Below are 14,576 nucleotides of genomic sequence, written 5' to 3'. Positions count from 1 at the left end.
TCCGAACGCCGCGCGGGGCATCAGATCGATATGCTGATTTACAAAATTTTCCGGGCCGATGAATGGGCCGCCCTGCAAGACAAGGGCGCAACAGATGGCGCCCCAATTGATGTCACCGATGGCTTTGTCCATTTTTCAACGGCCGAACAAGCTGCTGAGACGGCGGCGAAACACTTCGCAGGTGTGGATGATCTGACGTTACTGGCCTGTAATGCCGACGCCATGGGCGACGATCTGAAATGGGAAGTTTCTCGGGACGGTGCCCTGTTCCCGCATCTCTATCGCCAGATCCGGCTTGGCGACGTTGTCTGGTCGCGCCCTCTGCCATTTGACGGTGCTGTGCACCAGTTCCCCGAGGACATGGAATGACATCCTTTATCGACCCGGATCGGGATCAGTTCGAAGCATTCAAAGCGCTGGATCGCAATCAGCCGATCGAAATGCTCAATCTGGTTAAATTCCGGGCCGTAGCACAGTATCCCGCGTCGCATGAATTGGCAGGCGCGGGGCTGACAGGTGCAGAAGCCTATCAGAAATACGGTGCTGAAACCGCCCCGATTATTGCGCGTATCGGGGCAAGTATTTTGTGGCGTGGGGTGTTTGAAACAACTCTCATCGGACCGGTTGATGAGGTCTGGGATGCCGTCTTTATCGCCCGCTATCCGACCGCGCACGCGTTCCTTGAAATGGTGACAGACCCAGTGTACCGGGCCGCGGTCATCCACCGTCAGGCTGCAGTCGAAACCTCGCGCCTGATCCGGTGTGGATCCGGGGAAAGCGGAAAGGCCTTCGGATGAAGCTGATTGAAAAACTGGGGCTGAGCGCCCTGCACCGCATGGATCCCGAAGCTGCGCATGGCATGTCGATCATGGCGTTGAAGTCCGGGCTGACACCCGCGCCGGGACCGGTGACGACACCGCGCCTGAAAACCAAAGTGGCGGGGTTGGATCTGCCCAACCCAGTCGGTCTGGCCGCTGGTTTTGACAAAAATGGCGAGGTTCTCGCCCCCCTATCGCGCGCCGGGTTTGGCTTTATCGAGGTGGGCGCCGTCACGCCCCTTCCGCAGCCGGGAAACCCCAAACCACGCCTGTTTCGTCTGACCGAGGACAAGGCAGCCATCAACCGCTTTGGTTTCAACAACGAAGGCATGGAGGTGATGGCTAAACGGCTGGCAGAGCGCCCCAAAGACGCAGTGATCGGCCTGAACCTTGGGGCCAATAAAGACAGCGAAGACCGCGCTGGTGATTTTGCGAAAGTTCTGGCCCATTGCGCGGCACATCTGGATTTTGCCACCGTAAACGTATCGTCACCGAACACGGAAAAACTGCGCGATTTGCAGGGCAAGGCCGCGCTGACCGCGCTGTTGAATGGTGTGATCGAAACACGCCATGCTCTGCCCCGCCCGCTTCCGATCTTTCTGAAAATTGCGCCTGATCTGACTGAACCGGAATTGCAGGACATTGCTGAGGTCGCTCGCGAAACCCGCGTGGACGCTGTGATTGCCACCAACACCACGCTGTCGCGGAATGGGTTGCTTAGCGCGCATAAAGGGGAAGCCGGAGGATTGTCTGGCGCGCCTTTGTTCGAAAAATCCACCCGTGTGCTGGCGAAGCTGAGCCAGTTGACCGATGGAGCAATCCCGCTGATCGGCGTCGGCGGCATCAGCAATGCTGAGCAAGCTTACACCAAGATCTGCGCCGGGGCGTCTGCCGTACAATTCTATACCGCCATGGTTTACGGTGGTATCTCACTTGCCGCTGACATCGCGCATGGGCTGGATCAATTGCTGGCGCGTGATGGCTATGACAGCGTTGCCGAGGCCGTGGGCAGCAAACGAGAGGACTGGCTGTGATCGAATACTGGCACAACCCCCGCTGTTCCAAATCCCGCGCCGGGTTGGCGCTGTTGGAGGAGAATGGCGCAAAGATCAAACTGCGAAAATACCTTGAAGATGTGCCCTCGGCCGACGAAGTACGGGCCGCGCACGTTTCACTGGGATTGCCTGTGATTGATATGGTGCGCACCGGTGAAAAACGGTTCAAGGAATTGGGGCTGACAAAGACCGCATCAGATGACGACTTGATCCGCGCCATGGCGGAAAACCCGATCCTGATCGAACGCCCCCTTGCCATTGCCGGGGACAAAGCCGCCATCGGGCGTCCACCTGAGAACCTGCTGACACTGCTCTAAGCCACTTGCGCTTCCAGCTTGGGATAGCGCCAGCCCATCGTCACACCCCGCGCGATGTTCAGAACCATAAGCGCGGCCCACAGACCGTGATTTCCGAGGCTCGGCACTAAAATGAACAGCGCGACTACATAGATCGCCACGGATTGAATCATTGCGTTGCGCATGGCCCGGGTCCAGGTGGCACCAATGTAGATGCCATCGAACATCCAACTGGCCACACCAACAATCGGGGCCAATGCCGCCCAGAACAGGTAGTCGCGGCTGGCCAAACGCACCTCGGGCGAGGTTGACATCAGATCAATCAGGGCCGGGCCAGCCAGGAAGAACACAGCCCCCAGTAATATGGCTCCACCAAACCCCCATTGCGATGCCATGATACTGGCGCGTCGCAGCTGGTGCCGATCCCGCGCACCAACTGCGCCACCGACCAAAGCCTCGGCCGAAAAGGCGAACCCGTCCAGGGCGAAGGCTGTGATCTCAAGGAACTGCAGAAGAACCTGATTGGCGGCCAACGTCACGTCGCCCAGATCCGCACCCACGAACAGGAAAGTCGTGAACGAGCCTGTTAAAAGCACGGAACGGATCATGATGTCACCGTTTACTTGCATCATTCGGCGCAGGCGCGCGGCATCGAAAATCCGCGCCCGGTCACGCCAGATTTTGCCTTCGAATCCGTCCCGGCACAGCCATAAGCCCAGCGCCAAACCAGTCCACTCGGCAATCAGGGTGGCCACAGCGACGCCCTCGACGCCCCATCCCAGCCCCAGAACAAACCAAAGGTCCAGAATGATATTCAGCCCGTTCATCCAGATTTGCAGAATGAAAACGCCACGTGTTCGTTCAACGGCGATCAGCCATCCGGTCACGGCATACAGCGCAATCGTGGCCGGAGCCCCCCAGATGCGAGTCTCCAGATAGGCGCGCGTCAGTGCCTCAACCTCGGGGCTGGCAGGCGACAGAGCAAATGCCCCGGCAAAGACAGCCGCCTGCGCGAGGACAAAGAACACGCCCGCTGCCGCGCCCAGCAGAAGCCCCCGAATCAGCAAAGCCCTTGTTTCAGCGATGTCACCTGCCCCGCGCGCCTGCGCAGCCAGGCCAGTCGTGCCCATGCGCAGAAACCCGAAGATCCAGTAGATCGAAGCCAGTATAACCGCGCCCATACCCACGGCACCGATAGGTGCGGCCTGCCCCATTTGACCGACTACGCCCGTGTCTACCGCGCCAAGAATGGGCACGGTCGCGTTCGACAGCACGATCGGGACTGCGATCTTCAGCACCCGTCTGTGCGTGATGGGCGCCGACGCGTCCTGCATCGTCAGCTCTTGTCTCTGGGAGGTTGAGGCATCAGGAAATGCCCTGATGCCTGCGCAAACAGTTTCGCATGATTGTCCTGCCAGGCTTCGACCCGGACCGAAGCATAACGCCGCCCCGACCTGCTGACAAAAGCCCGTGCGTAAGCATCACGCGGCAGGCCCGAGCGCAGGTAATCGACGGTAAAGTCGATTGTCTTGGGAAAGCGGATGTCCGGGTCGGTCACGATGGCCTCACCATCGATCTCACCACTCTCGATGCGCGGGAACATGTGTTCCCAACTGAGAGTGATGACAGCGGTCACTTCGAGAAAGGCGGCCGTGACGCCGCCGTGAATCGCAGGCAAAAACGGGTTGCCGATCAGTTTGTCGTCGAAATTCAACACACCGGTCAGTTCATCCCCACGCCGGTCGAAGTTGATATCGAGAAAGCGGATATAGGGTACGCCATCAACCAGCGCGCGCAATGCCGCATCGCGCCGTTGTTTGACCACCTGCATCGGTTCAGGCCGCGGTCTTGCCATGTTACTTCCCCTCAACCGTAAATGACCCGGCAGCGGTTGCCACAGGCAGGTCTGTGTCATTGTCAACGGCAGTCGCCCTCACAAACGCCACATTCCGCGTGATGTGATAGCAGGTCGCGCGTGCCGTGATTGTCTGACCCGGCGTTGCCGCGCGCATATAGTCGATGCGCAAGTCTATGGTTGCAGTCCCCCCGGGTGCCGATGGGTGGCTCATCACCGCAGCACCGCAGCACGTATCCAAAATGGTCGAGATTGCTCCGCCGTGGATCACTCCGGTGCGCGGGTCTCCGATCAGATCTTCGTTGTATGGCAGCGTGATCTCTGCTTCGCCCTCGCCAATATGGGTCAGCGTCAGGTTCAGGGCCCGCGCATGAGGGATCGCCTCGATAAATTGGCGGGCTAGTACTGTCTTGTCGACCATTGGCATTTGTCCTGTTCTCGTTCCTTCCTTTATGAGCCGCTGTTTCGGCAAAGGGCAAGCCCAGCTGTTGCGCTTGGGATCGGGACCGCCTAGGTTGCTGGCAAGGAGACCAGGAATGTCCAACAACCGTTTGTCATTCAAAGAGATGTGCGCCGAGTTCGATGTAACACCGCGCACCCTGCGCTATTACGAATACATCGAACTTCTGCAACCAGATCGCGAAGGCCGGTCCCGATTTTACGGCGCGCGGGAATGCGCCCGGATGAAGTTGATCATGCGTGGCCGCAAGTTTGGATTCCCGCTGGAAGAGATTCGCCAATGGCTTTTGATCTATGAGGATCAGGGCAACGAAGCTCAAATGGCTACTTTTGTTGAGATGGCGGACCGCCAAATGGGCGAGCTTGAGCAACAACGCGAGCAACTTGACGAAGCCATGGACGAACTGAAGCGCCTGCGCGACCAGACAGCAAAGTCCCTGAAGTAGGTCTTCCGTCGCTTCGGAATTCTTTCCTGTACACTCTGTCTTGCGACACACCTCACGCGTGTGCAAACAGCTTTTTTGCACGCAAAAGTCGGGGCTCAGGCTTGACCTTAGGGCAAGAAAATTACGCGAAAGCCCGTTTACGCGTTTGGATGTTACGTCAACTTTGAAGTGACGCAGCGTCTGAATTACGTAAACGTCACTCACGTGTTGTAAAGCTCAAAGCAACTGCGCAACTCATGTCTCATGACGCCAGTGACGAGAGTATGACGAATGACCGAAGATGTGATGACAATCCGCGAGATGTGCGAGACTTACGATGTCACGCCACGCACTTTGCGGTTCTACGAGGCCAAGGAACTTTTGTTCCCGATCCGCGAAGGCCAAAAACGTCTGTTCACCAAACGTGACCGGGCGCGGCTGAAACTGATCCTGCGCGGGAAACGCTTTGGCTTCAGCCTGGAAGAGATCCGACAACTTCTGGATCTGTACCATGTGGGCGACCAGCAGGTCACTCAGATGACCCGCACATATGAAATCGCGTTGGAACGTCTGGCGGATATGGAAGAACGCCGCCGCGAACTGACGCAAGCCATCGACGATCTGAAAGAGCAGTTGCGCTGGGGCGAGAAAGTCATCGCCTCGATGAAACAGGAAAAGAAGGCGGCCGAGTAACCTCGCCCCGCCATCCGGACATATGAATTAAGGGAGCTTCACATGCCCGTTTACAACGCGCCAACCAAAGACACGCAGTTCATCCTGCACGACGTTCTGAAAATCTCTCAGTCGGATATTCCCGGCTATAACGAACTGGAAGCCGAGTTTACCGGCGCGGTTTTGGAAGAGGCTGGCAAGGTTGCCACCAACGTCCTGCATCCGCTGAATGTCGTAGGGGACACCGAAGGGTGCCGGTTGGAAAACGGTATTGTGTACACTCCTACCGGTTTCAAAGACGCCTTCGAGCAGATGAAGGAAGGTGGCTGGACTGGCCTCGACATGCCGGAAGAGTATGGCGGCCAGAACATGCCCTATGTACTGGGCACCGCCGTGGGCGAGATGTTCTCGGGTTCAAACCAGGCATTTACCATGTACCAGGGTCTGACGCATGGCGCGGCCTCTGCGATTCTGGCGCACGGGACTGACGAGCAGAAGAACAAGTACCTGCCGAACATGGTCAGCTGTGAATGGACCGGGACCATGAACCTGACCGAGCCGCATTGCGGCACCGATCTGGGCCTGATGCGCACCAAGGCCGAACCACAGGGCGATGGCAGCTATAAGATTTCTGGCCAGAAGATCTTTATCTCGTCCGGTGATCACGACATGGCCGACAACATCATCCACCTGGTGCTGGCCAAGATCCCCGGTGGCCCCGATGGCATCAAGGGCGTGTCGCTGTTTATCGTGCCGAAGTTCATCGTCAACGAAGACGGCACACCGGGTGAGCGCAACGGCGTCTCGGTCGGCAAGATCGAAGAGAAAATGGGCATCCACGGCAACTCGACCTGCGTCATGAACTATGACGAGGCCACCGGTTGGCTTTTGGGCGAAGAACACAAAGGCATGCGCGCCATGTTCACCATGATGAACGAAGCGCGTCTTGGTGTGGGGATGCAAGGTCTGGCACAGGCCGAGGCCGCGTTCCAAAACGCTCTGGAATATGCCAAGGACCGCTTGCAAGGCCGGGACGTAACCGGCGTGAAGAACCCGGACGGCCCCGCCGATCCATTGATCGTACACCCTGACATCCGCCGCAACCTGATGGATCAGAAAAGTTTTACCGAGGGCGCGCGCGCGTTCATCCTTTGGGGCGCGACGATGCTCGACAAGTCGCATCGCTCGGGTGACAAAGACGCGGATGGGCTGATCTCGCTGCTGACGCCGGTCATCAAGGGTTTCCTGACGGATCAGGGCTATGACATGACCGTGCAGGCGCAACAGGTTTATGGCGGCCATGGCTACATCGAGGAATGGGGCATGTCGCAATACACCCGCGACGCCCGTATCGCGATGATCTACGAAGGCGCAAATGGCGTTCAGGCGCTTGACCTTGTGGGCCGGAAACTGGCGCAGGACGGCGGCAAGCACGTCATGGCGTTCTTTGAGATGGTCAAAACCTTCTGCAAGGAAAACGGTGGCAAGGACGAAGCCTATGACAAAGCGTTCATCGAGCCGCTGAAAGCTGCATCCAAGGACCTGCAGGCCGCTGGTATGTACTTCATGCAGGAAGGCATGAAGAACCCGAACAACGCGCTGTCTGGTTCGTACGACTTTATGCACATGTTCGGCCATGTTTGCCTGGGCCTGATGTGGGCGCAGATGGCGAAAGCTGCACAAGATGCTCTGGACGGTGGTGCATCGGACAAAGAGTTTTACGAGACCAAGATCAACACCGGCCGCTTCTACATGGCACGCCGCTTGCCCGCGACCGGGATGCACCTGGCGCGCATTCAGACGGGTGCGGACACGGTAATGGCACTGGACGCGGCGAACTTCTGATCTCAGTGTGGGTTCGGGCAACCCTGCCCGGACCCAGACCACCGGAGGACCCAAATGCCAAAGCGTTTTCGCCTGACACGTCGCTTTCCTGTCGCCATGACTGAGGACGGGTATCGCAAGCTCAAAGCGTTCGCGCGAGAGGCTGGTCTGGACGAAGGTGAGGCTTTGTCTTTTTTGTTCGAAAATTTCAACAGTGTGATTGATGAGGAAAACCTGACCCACCGCTTGCGTATCTTCAACTCTGAGCTTGAGGCGCGGAAAAGATGAGCCACTGCGGCGAACGTACGACGACTACGCTAGCCTAAATGCCGGATGCCTCCGGCGGGAGTATTTATGAAAAGATGAAGCGGCGACGCGTCCCTGCCACAGGGCGCACTCGCCATCAGGACAGGGACGACTTCACCTTTTGCGGTCATCGGCTCTCCAGCCTGTACCGCGGGACCATTGAATTCGAAGATGGTTGATCAAAGGTTACTGACAGACCTTCATCTTTTCAAAAATACTCAAATCCGGCCTAGCCAATTGCGCCTTGGGAGGGGCGATCGCATGAGCATCAAACTTCATTGCTTTAGAGAAAGCGGAAACAGCTACAAGGCTGCCTTAGCGCTGGAAATGTCCGGGTTGGATTGGGAGCCCGTCTTTGTCGATTTCTTCAACGGTCAAACGCGCACACCTGAGTTTCGTGCCGAGGTCAATGAGATGGGCGAAGCGCCTGTCCTGATCGACGGTGATTTCCGCACCAGCCAATCTGGCGCCATCCAAGCTTATGTGACTGAAAAATCGGGCAAGTTCGGCGGCAAGGATCGGGAAGAAAATTACGACATTTTCCGCTGGGTTTTGTGGGACAATCACAAGCTTAGTTCGATGGCAGGCTTGACGCGTTTTCTGATCAACTTCCTCCCGGAACAGCATCGCAATCCCGATGTGATTGCTTTCAATCAAGGGCGCCTGAAGGCAGCTTACCAAGTGTTGAACGCCCATTTGGAGGGTCGCGACTGGATCGTTGGCGACGGCGTGACGAACGCCGATCTCAGTTGCTGCGGCTATCTCTATTACCCCGAACCATTCGGCTTTGACCGCGCCGACTGGCCCCATATTGACGCCTGGCTGACCCGGTTGTCCGAGCAGCCCGGCTGGAAACACCCCTATGACCTGATGCCCGGCAACCCGTCGGATCGAGCTTAAGGAGAAGACCCATGACCGAAGCTTACATTTATGACGCCCTGCGCACCCCGCGCGGCAAGGGCCGCAAGGATGGCAGCCTGCACGAGGTTACCTCGGTGCGCCTGTCCGCCCTGACCCTGAACGCGATGAAAGAACGCAATAACCTTGAAGGCCACGCCGTCGAGGATGTGATCTGGGGCAACGTCACACAAGTGATGGAACAAGGCGGATGTTTGGCGCGCTCGGCGGTTCTGGCCTCGGACCTGGATCAGTCGATCCCCGGTCTGGCGATCAACCGCTTCTGCGCCTCGGGCATGGAAGCCGTGAACCTGGCGGCGAACCAAGTCAAAGGCGGCGCTGGCGACGCTTATATCGCTGGCGGTGTTGAGATGATGGGCCGCGTGGCCATGGGCAGCGACGGTGCCGCGATTGCTGTTGATCCTTCGCTGGCGATGGACACCTATTTCGTACCGCAGGGTATTTCAGCGGATATTATCGCTACTGAGTATGGCTTTAGCCGCGACGACGCAGATGCGCTGGCCGTTGAATCGCAACGACGCGCTGCAGAGGCATGGGAAGACAACCGGTTCGAGAAATCGGTCATCAAGGTGACTGACCAGAACGGTCTGACCATTCTGGATCGCGACGAATATATGCGTCCCGGTACTGACATGCAGAGCCTCGGCGCGTTGAACCCGTCCTTCCAGATGATGGGCGAGCAGATGCCGGGCTTCGACAAGGTGGCGATGATCAAGTACCCGCATCTGGAACGGATCAACCACATCCACCACGCGGGCAACAGTTCGGGCATCGTGGACGGTGCGGCGGCTGTTCTGATCGGCAACAAGGAATTCGGTGAAAAATACGGCCTCAAGCCGCGCGCCCGTATCAAGGCAACCGCCAAGATCGGCACCGATCCGACCATCATGCTGACCGGCCCGGTTCCGGTGACCGAAAAGATTCTTGCCGACAACGGCATGAAGATCAGTGATCTGGACCTGTTCGAAGTGAACGAAGCCTTCGCTTCGGTCGTGCTGCGCTTCCAGCAGGCATTCGACGTTGATCCGGCACTTGTTAACGTGAACGGCGGCTCGATCGCGATGGGGCACCCGTTGGGCGCAACTGGTGCGATGATCATCGGCACTCTGCTGGATGAGCTTGAGCGTCAGGACAAGGAAACCGGTCTGGCCACGCTCTGCATCGCGTCCGGCATGGGTGCGGCAACGATTATCGAGCGGGTCTGATGCCCAAGCTGGATCTCTCTCAGATCCCGTTCAAGGGTGGCTCGTCCTATCCCGGCAAGCTGGCTGAGGCGGTCGGAGGCCGTTTCAACCAAGGCGTTGGAGATGCGGGTGGGCTGACCCAATTCGGGGTCAACATCGTGCGGCTTGAGCCGCAGGCTCTGTCCTCGCTGCGTCATTATCATATGGAGCAGGACGAGTTTGCCATCATGCTCAGCGGTATATGCGTGCTGATCGACGACGATGGAGAGCATGAGATGCAGCCCGGTGATTGCGCCGCCTGGCCCGCTGGTGAAGCCAACGGCCATCACCTTGTGAACAGAACCGATGCGCCTGCGACCTTTCTGGTAGTGGGCACTCGGACCCCGACCGAGACCTGTTTTTACAGCGACTTAGACATGATGGTGAAGGATGAAGGGAACACCTTTACCCGGAAAGACGGCAGCCCGCTGACGGCTGACCAGATTGGAGATGACAATGACTGATTTCACTCTGAGCAAAGACGCGGACGGCGTCGCATTCGTGACCTGGGACGCCCAGGGCAAATCCATGAACGTGCTGACCCGCGAGGCGTTTCAGGAGGTCAGCCAACTGATCGATCAGGCCCTGAACGATGATGAGATCAAGGGGATCGTCATCACTTCGGGCAAAGAGGGCTCGTTTGCAGGCGGCATGGACCTGAATACGCTGGCCACCATTCGCCAGGAGGCAGGTGAAGAACCCGCGCAAGCGCTGTTCGATTTCGTCATGGGTGGCCACCACATTCTGCGCAAGCTGGAATTGGCAGGTATGGACCCCAAGACTAAGAAGGGCGGCAAGCCGATTGCCTGCGCAATCAACGGCACATGCGCCGGGATCGGGACCGAGATCGCTCTTGCCTGCCATCACCGCGTGATGACTGACAACCCGAAATCCAAGATCGGTCTGCCGGAAATTCTGCTGGGTATCTTCCCAGGTGGCGGCGGCACAATGCGCTATAGCCGAATGGTTGGTGCGATGGCGGCGGCCCCTGTCTTGCTGGAAGGCAAGATGATGGACCCCAAGAAAGCCAAGGGTGCGCAGCTGATCGACGCGGTTTCGGATGATCCGGTTGCCGCAGCCAAGGAATGGGTTCTGAACGCCAAGGATGCCGATCTGGTCAAGCCTTGGGACGCGAAAGGCTACAAGATGCCCGGCGGCGCGCCTTATCACCCTGCTGGCTTCATGACCTTCGTGGGTGCAAGCGCTATGGTGAACGGCAAGACGCAGGGTGCGTTCCCGGCGGCCAAAGCTCTGCTGAGCTCGATCTATGAAGGGGCTTTAGTTGACTTCGACACTGCCCTGAAAATCGAGGCGCGTTGGTTCACCAATGTCCTGATGAACCCCTCTTCGTCGGCCATGATCCGATCGCTGTTCCTGAACAAAGAAGCGCTTGAGAAAGGCGCCGTGCGTCCCAAGGATGTACCAGATCTGCGCGTTAAAAAGGTCGGCGTACTGGGCGCGGGCATGATGGGTGCTGGTATCGCTCTGGTCTCGGCTCAGGCCGGGATGGAGGTTGTTCTGATCGACCGTGATCAGGAAGCCGCCGACAAGGGCAAGGCGTACAGCGAAAGCTATATGGACAAGGGCATCAAGCGCGGCAAAGCCACGGCTGAGAAGAAAGAGGCCCTGCTGGCACGCATCACGGCCACCCCCGATCTGGAACAATTGAAAGGCTGCGACCTGATCATCGAAGCCGTGTTCGAAGATCCGGGCGTGAAAGCCGAGATGACCAAGAAAGTCGAGGCCATCATCCCCAAGGATTGCATCTTTGCTTCGAACACCTCGACCCTGCCGATCACCGATCTGGCAAAAGCCTCGGTCCGGCCCGAGCAGTTCATCGGCATCCACTTCTTCTCGCCGGTTGAGAAGATGTTCCTGGTCGAAATCATCAAGGGCAAGGAAACCGGGGATCGCGCAGTGGCGAAGGCGCTGGATTATGTCCGTCAGATCCGCAAAACGCCGATCGTGGTCAACGATGCGCGCTTCTTCTATGCCAACCGCTGCATTATCCCCTATATCAACGAAGGTGCGCGCATGATCACCGAGGGCGTCAGCCCTATCCTGATCGACAACGCCGCGCGTCAGCTTGGCTTCCCGGTCGGCCCGATCCAGCTGACCGATGAAACTTCGATTGATCTCGGGGCCAAGATCGCCCGCGCCACCAAGGCGGCCATGGGCGACGCCTATCCGGACAGCCCCTCGGACGATCTGATCTTCTGGATGGAGGAACAGGGCCGTTTGGGTCGCAAGGCCAATGCGGGGTTCTTTGACTATGACGACAAAGGCAAGCGCGTTGAATACTGGAAGGGTCTGCAAGACAAGTACCCGCTGGCCAAAGACCAACCAGACCTGATCGAAGTGCAGGAACGTCTGATGTTTGCACAGGTTCTGGAAGCCGTCCGCGCATTGGAAGAAGGCGTTCTGGAAGACATCCGCGAAGGCGACGTCGGCGCGATTCTGGGCTGGGGCTTTGCCCCATGGTCGGGTGGTCCGCTGAGCTGGCTGGATATCATCGGCACGCCCTATGCGGCCGAGCGCTGCGATCAATTGGCAGAAGCTTATGGCGAGCGCTTTTCCTGCCCACCGCTGCTGCGTGAGATGGCCGAAAAAGGTCAGAGCTTCTATGGCCGCTTCAATCCTGAAGCAAAAGCCGCCTGAAACAATGATGCAGGCACGTGAAACCACGCGCCTGCATCGTTCTTGTCAGTGTTTGGTTAGATCTGCCATTCGGGCCGCAGGAACAGAACCGGAGCGTTCGGACGCCCCGGTCGACCCGGCCGCCTGACCCCAGATGGCGGGCGGATCGGAAATATCGGGTCCTGTGGAATGGGTGCAGGCAGTGCACCCAATGGGTTTGCAAGGGCTGACATATCACCCTTGATTGCTATGGAATTGACTAGGTCCGCAGCGGCCACGTCGTCTGCGACCGCGTAGCTTTGCCTATGCAGCGACCCGCGCATCGAAAAACGACCCGAAGGGCAATAGGCTTGTAAGCCGCCTTCGACAAAGATCACCTGATCCTCGTCGAAAAACAGTGAGCAGACTTCAAAAGAAGAACCCGGTGCTTGCGACATCAGACGACCTGCGCCACTCAACACACGCGCGGGCACCACTGACACCCCGTCTCTTTCGGCATCGATTTTGGACAGGGTCAACGCCATGCCCTGTTCGGGCATCAGCCAGACAGGCCGTCCGTTAAACGCAGCGCGGGCCGGTACAAAAACAGGCAGATATTCGTCCCGCCGCTCGTCTGCAGGGATAACCACAACGTTGGTTGAAATGCGGCGCACCTCTTTGAAGCCGTGATCCAACGTGCGGACAAGATCGCCAACAGCGATCCGTTCGACGGGTTTCCAGCCACTGGTGGTTGCAACTTTCGTGCCTTTCAGAAACCCTCCGCGGCGTGCGTTCACCGCTTGGTTCAGGTTGGTTGGATCACCGTCAGGCGTTTTATTCAGATAAACAGAAATACTCGTAACTTCAGACACGTGCCGAACCCCCTTTGGCACCAATTGATATGTCTCAGTGGTAGCACCAAAGATGAAGTTCGTCTTATTTCCGACATAATTACGCCCAATTTGGGCTAATTTTGCCTTATGTTCCGGCTTTTTTGTAAACACTCTCACCGAATAAACGGGCTTTATTGCGAAATTTGAAACGAAAAGCGGGCACTCTTTGTTCGAATCCCGGCCCTTCAGTGCGTTGGAAGCGTCAGGCCACCTCTTGCAACAACGAAGAGCGTCTGGCCCGCCATCCAAGCAATGCCCCTGCCGCCGCTATCAAGACTATTCCCGAAACTTGCAGAGCACCGATGGTCTGCCCAAGCGCGACAAAGGCAAAGAGCGGACCAAAAATCATCACTGAATACTCGAAAACCGCCACATACGACGGTTCGCCAACCTGATACGCCTTGATCAGCATATAGACAGCGATTGTTGAACCCACAGCCTGGATGCCTATCCAAAGCATCGCGGGTCCGAACGCCCAAACCCAGCCACGCGTGACAAATCCATCCGGTCCGTCAGGGGTTTCAACGGGAACAACCGTGAAGGCGACAACACCAATCGCTCCGGCAATGGCCAGCGTGGTAACCATTGCCGCCAACATTGCCACTGTGCTTTCTTCAGAGCACATCGAACGTGTCAGGATCGAACTCAGCGCATAGAAGAACCCTGCGGCAACCGGCAAAAGTGTCCGCGCATCAAAGTCAGTAGGGTTTGGCTGAAGCACCAAGAGAATACCGGTAAAACCCATCAGAACGGCCAGAATGCGCCAGGGGCCTATCGTCTGCTTGAGCGCAAGCGCCGAGATCAGCAACACGAAGATCGGTGACGTGAACAATCCCGCCAACGCTTCTGCAATTGGCATCATTGACAACGAGGCGAAGTAACACAGCATGGCCGTCGTCATAAGAATGCTGCGCAAAATGACAGCCCCCCAACGACGTGGACGCAGCCCACCCAACCCCAGAACAGACAGGCCCACGATGAGCGGAAACATCAGCAGAGCGCGGGTCAGGTGGAACTGCCACAAGCCAACCGTTTCAGCCAAAAGAACCACCACATTGTCGATCACACCAATGATCGCCATGGCACCGACCATCAAGCCAGAGGCCAACACCGGTGAAGTTGTTGGATGATCCTGCATGTAAACGCCCCAATTGCGATCAAAGATCGGCGGTTCCAATCCTGTTCGGTATCCAGCACATTTCGGAATGACTGCGCA

The 14,576-nt window shown here is 57.7% G+C and carries 17 protein-coding genes; 12 read left to right on the top strand and 5 right to left on the bottom strand.

The features are described from left to right. The first annotated feature begins 30 nt into the window (after positions 1 to 30). From GOV90_RS13005 to arsC, 4 genes are read left to right on the top strand one after another with little or no spacing between them, the layout of a single operon-like run. The gene (locus GOV90_RS13005) at positions 31 to 369 is read left to right on the top strand and encodes a DUF952 domain-containing protein (RefSeq protein ID WP_171091057.1); all 339 of its coding nucleotides are present in this window, start codon (positions 31 to 33) and stop codon (positions 367 to 369) included. Further along, positions 366 to 797, top strand: coding sequence for a DUF1330 domain-containing protein (locus GOV90_RS13000; RefSeq protein ID WP_171091059.1), 432 nt, complete (start codon positions 366 to 368; stop codon positions 795 to 797). The genes GOV90_RS13005 and GOV90_RS13000 overlap by 4 nt, the downstream gene beginning before the upstream one ends. After that, entirely contained in the window at positions 794 to 1,852 is a 1,059-nt protein-coding gene (locus GOV90_RS12995; RefSeq protein WP_171091061.1) for a quinone-dependent dihydroorotate dehydrogenase, read from the top strand. The genes GOV90_RS13000 and GOV90_RS12995 overlap by 4 nt, the downstream gene beginning before the upstream one ends. Further along, a complete protein-coding gene (gene arsC, locus GOV90_RS12990) occupies positions 1,849 to 2,190 on the top strand; it encodes an arsenate reductase (glutaredoxin) (RefSeq protein ID WP_171091064.1) in 342 nt (113 codons plus the stop codon). The genes GOV90_RS12995 and arsC overlap by 4 nt, the downstream gene beginning before the upstream one ends. On the opposite strand, the gene GOV90_RS12985 is transcribed toward arsC, so the two are convergent. From GOV90_RS12985 to GOV90_RS12975, 3 genes are read right to left on the bottom strand one after another with little or no spacing between them, the layout of a single operon-like run. Next, positions 2,187 to 3,503 (bottom strand): MATE family efflux transporter, encoded by a 1,317-nt coding sequence (locus GOV90_RS12985; RefSeq protein WP_171172857.1) that lies wholly within the window; start codon positions 3,501 to 3,503, stop codon positions 2,187 to 2,189. The two genes, arsC and GOV90_RS12985, sit on opposite strands and share 4 nt — an antisense overlap. 2 nt (positions 3,504 to 3,505) lie before the next feature. Next, positions 3,506 to 4,024, bottom strand: coding sequence for a PaaI family thioesterase (locus GOV90_RS12980; protein WP_171091068.1), 519 nt, complete (start codon positions 4,022 to 4,024; stop codon positions 3,506 to 3,508). Position 4,025: 1 nt separating this feature from the next. Continuing rightward, entirely contained in the window at positions 4,026 to 4,445 is a 420-nt protein-coding gene (locus GOV90_RS12975; RefSeq protein WP_171091070.1) for a PaaI family thioesterase, read from the bottom strand. 115 nt (positions 4,446 to 4,560) lie between these two features. Here GOV90_RS12975 and GOV90_RS12970 point away from each other — a divergent pair, with 115 nt between their 5' ends. From GOV90_RS12970 to GOV90_RS12935, 8 genes are all read left to right on the top strand, one after another. After that, positions 4,561 to 4,929, top strand: a complete 369-nt coding sequence (locus GOV90_RS12970) for a MerR family DNA-binding transcriptional regulator (protein ID WP_171091072.1) — start codon at positions 4,561 to 4,563, stop codon at positions 4,927 to 4,929. Positions 4,930 to 5,199: 270 nt separating this feature from the next. Next, positions 5,200 to 5,601, top strand: coding sequence for a MerR family DNA-binding transcriptional regulator (locus GOV90_RS12965; protein ID WP_171091075.1), 402 nt, complete (start codon positions 5,200 to 5,202; stop codon positions 5,599 to 5,601). A 42-nt stretch (positions 5,602 to 5,643) separates the two neighbouring features. Next, positions 5,644 to 7,425, top strand: coding sequence for an acyl-CoA dehydrogenase C-terminal domain-containing protein (locus tag GOV90_RS12960; RefSeq protein ID WP_171091076.1), 1,782 nt, complete (start codon positions 5,644 to 5,646; stop codon positions 7,423 to 7,425). A 54-nt stretch (positions 7,426 to 7,479) separates the two neighbouring features. Further along, complete coding sequence (locus tag GOV90_RS12955; RefSeq protein WP_171091078.1) at positions 7,480 to 7,692, top strand: hypothetical protein; 213 nt, start codon at positions 7,480 to 7,482, stop codon at positions 7,690 to 7,692. 279 nt (positions 7,693 to 7,971) lie between these two features. Continuing rightward, on the top strand, positions 7,972 to 8,610 hold the full coding sequence (locus GOV90_RS12950) for a glutathione S-transferase family protein (RefSeq protein ID WP_171091080.1): 639 nt from the start codon (positions 7,972 to 7,974) through the stop codon (positions 8,608 to 8,610). Positions 8,611 to 8,621: 11 nt separating this feature from the next. After that, on the top strand, positions 8,622 to 9,833 hold the full coding sequence (locus GOV90_RS12945; RefSeq protein ID WP_171091082.1) for an acetyl-CoA C-acetyltransferase: 1,212 nt from the start codon (positions 8,622 to 8,624) through the stop codon (positions 9,831 to 9,833). Next, a complete protein-coding gene (locus tag GOV90_RS12940; protein ID WP_171091084.1) occupies positions 9,833 to 10,315 on the top strand; it encodes a cupin domain-containing protein in 483 nt (160 codons plus the stop codon). Before GOV90_RS12945 ends, GOV90_RS12940 begins: the two co-directional genes overlap by 1 nt. After that, entirely contained in the window at positions 10,308 to 12,509 is a 2,202-nt protein-coding gene (locus GOV90_RS12935; RefSeq protein WP_171091086.1) for a 3-hydroxyacyl-CoA dehydrogenase NAD-binding domain-containing protein, read from the top strand. The genes GOV90_RS12940 and GOV90_RS12935 overlap by 8 nt, the downstream gene beginning before the upstream one ends. Before the next feature lie 56 nt (positions 12,510 to 12,565). Here GOV90_RS12935 and GOV90_RS12930 read toward each other — a convergent pair whose 3' ends face one another. Both GOV90_RS12930 and GOV90_RS12925 read right to left on the bottom strand, forming a co-directional pair. Further along, on the bottom strand, positions 12,566 to 13,339 hold the full coding sequence (locus tag GOV90_RS12930) for a Hint domain-containing protein (protein ID WP_256367907.1): 774 nt from the start codon (positions 13,337 to 13,339) through the stop codon (positions 12,566 to 12,568). Between the two features lie 223 nt (positions 13,340 to 13,562). Then, positions 13,563 to 14,498 carry a DMT family transporter gene (locus GOV90_RS12925; protein WP_171091088.1) on the bottom strand — a complete coding sequence of 312 codons (936 nt, stop codon included), beginning with the start codon at positions 14,496 to 14,498 and terminating at the stop codon, positions 13,563 to 13,565. Positions 14,499 to 14,576: the final 78 nt, after the last annotated feature.

Origin of the sequence: Ruegeria sp. HKCCA5929 (assembly GCF_013034525.1) — a bacterium.
Taxonomy (GTDB): domain Bacteria; phylum Pseudomonadota; class Alphaproteobacteria; order Rhodobacterales; family Rhodobacteraceae; genus Ruegeria.
This window is presented reverse-complemented; position numbering and strand designations above follow the sequence as displayed.

What these genes read in the sequence shown, in the direction of transcription:
- GOV90_RS13005 (WP_171091057.1), top strand. Translation starts at nt 31, where the DNA reads ATGCTGATTTACAAAATTTTCCGGGCCGATGAATGGGCCGCCCTGCAA.
- GOV90_RS13000 (WP_171091059.1), top strand. Translation starts at nt 366, where the DNA reads ATGACATCCTTTATCGACCCGGATCGGGATCAGTTCGAAGCATTCAAA.
- GOV90_RS12995 (WP_171091061.1), top strand. Translation starts at nt 794, where the DNA reads ATGAAGCTGATTGAAAAACTGGGGCTGAGCGCCCTGCACCGCATGGAT.
- GOV90_RS12985 (WP_171172857.1), bottom strand. Translation starts at nt 3,503, where the DNA reads ATGCAGGACGCGTCGGCGCCCATCACGCACAGACGGGTGCTGAAGATC.
- GOV90_RS12980 (WP_171091068.1), bottom strand. Translation starts at nt 4,024, where the DNA reads ATGGCAAGACCGCGGCCTGAACCGATGCAGGTGGTCAAACAACGGCGC.
- GOV90_RS12975 (WP_171091070.1), bottom strand. Translation starts at nt 4,445, where the DNA reads ATGGTCGACAAGACAGTACTAGCCCGCCAATTTATCGAGGCGATCCCT.
- GOV90_RS12970 (WP_171091072.1), top strand. Translation starts at nt 4,561, where the DNA reads ATGTCCAACAACCGTTTGTCATTCAAAGAGATGTGCGCCGAGTTCGAT.
- GOV90_RS12965 (WP_171091075.1), top strand. Translation starts at nt 5,200, where the DNA reads ATGACCGAAGATGTGATGACAATCCGCGAGATGTGCGAGACTTACGAT.
- GOV90_RS12960 (WP_171091076.1), top strand. Translation starts at nt 5,644, where the DNA reads ATGCCCGTTTACAACGCGCCAACCAAAGACACGCAGTTCATCCTGCAC.
- GOV90_RS12955 (WP_171091078.1), top strand. Translation starts at nt 7,480, where the DNA reads ATGCCAAAGCGTTTTCGCCTGACACGTCGCTTTCCTGTCGCCATGACT.
- GOV90_RS12950 (WP_171091080.1), top strand. Translation starts at nt 7,972, where the DNA reads ATGAGCATCAAACTTCATTGCTTTAGAGAAAGCGGAAACAGCTACAAG.
- GOV90_RS12945 (WP_171091082.1), top strand. Translation starts at nt 8,622, where the DNA reads ATGACCGAAGCTTACATTTATGACGCCCTGCGCACCCCGCGCGGCAAG.
- GOV90_RS12940 (WP_171091084.1), top strand. Translation starts at nt 9,833, where the DNA reads ATGCCCAAGCTGGATCTCTCTCAGATCCCGTTCAAGGGTGGCTCGTCC.
- GOV90_RS12935 (WP_171091086.1), top strand. Translation starts at nt 10,308, where the DNA reads ATGACTGATTTCACTCTGAGCAAAGACGCGGACGGCGTCGCATTCGTG.
- GOV90_RS12925 (WP_171091088.1), bottom strand. Translation starts at nt 14,498, where the DNA reads ATGCAGGATCATCCAACAACTTCACCGGTGTTGGCCTCTGGCTTGATG.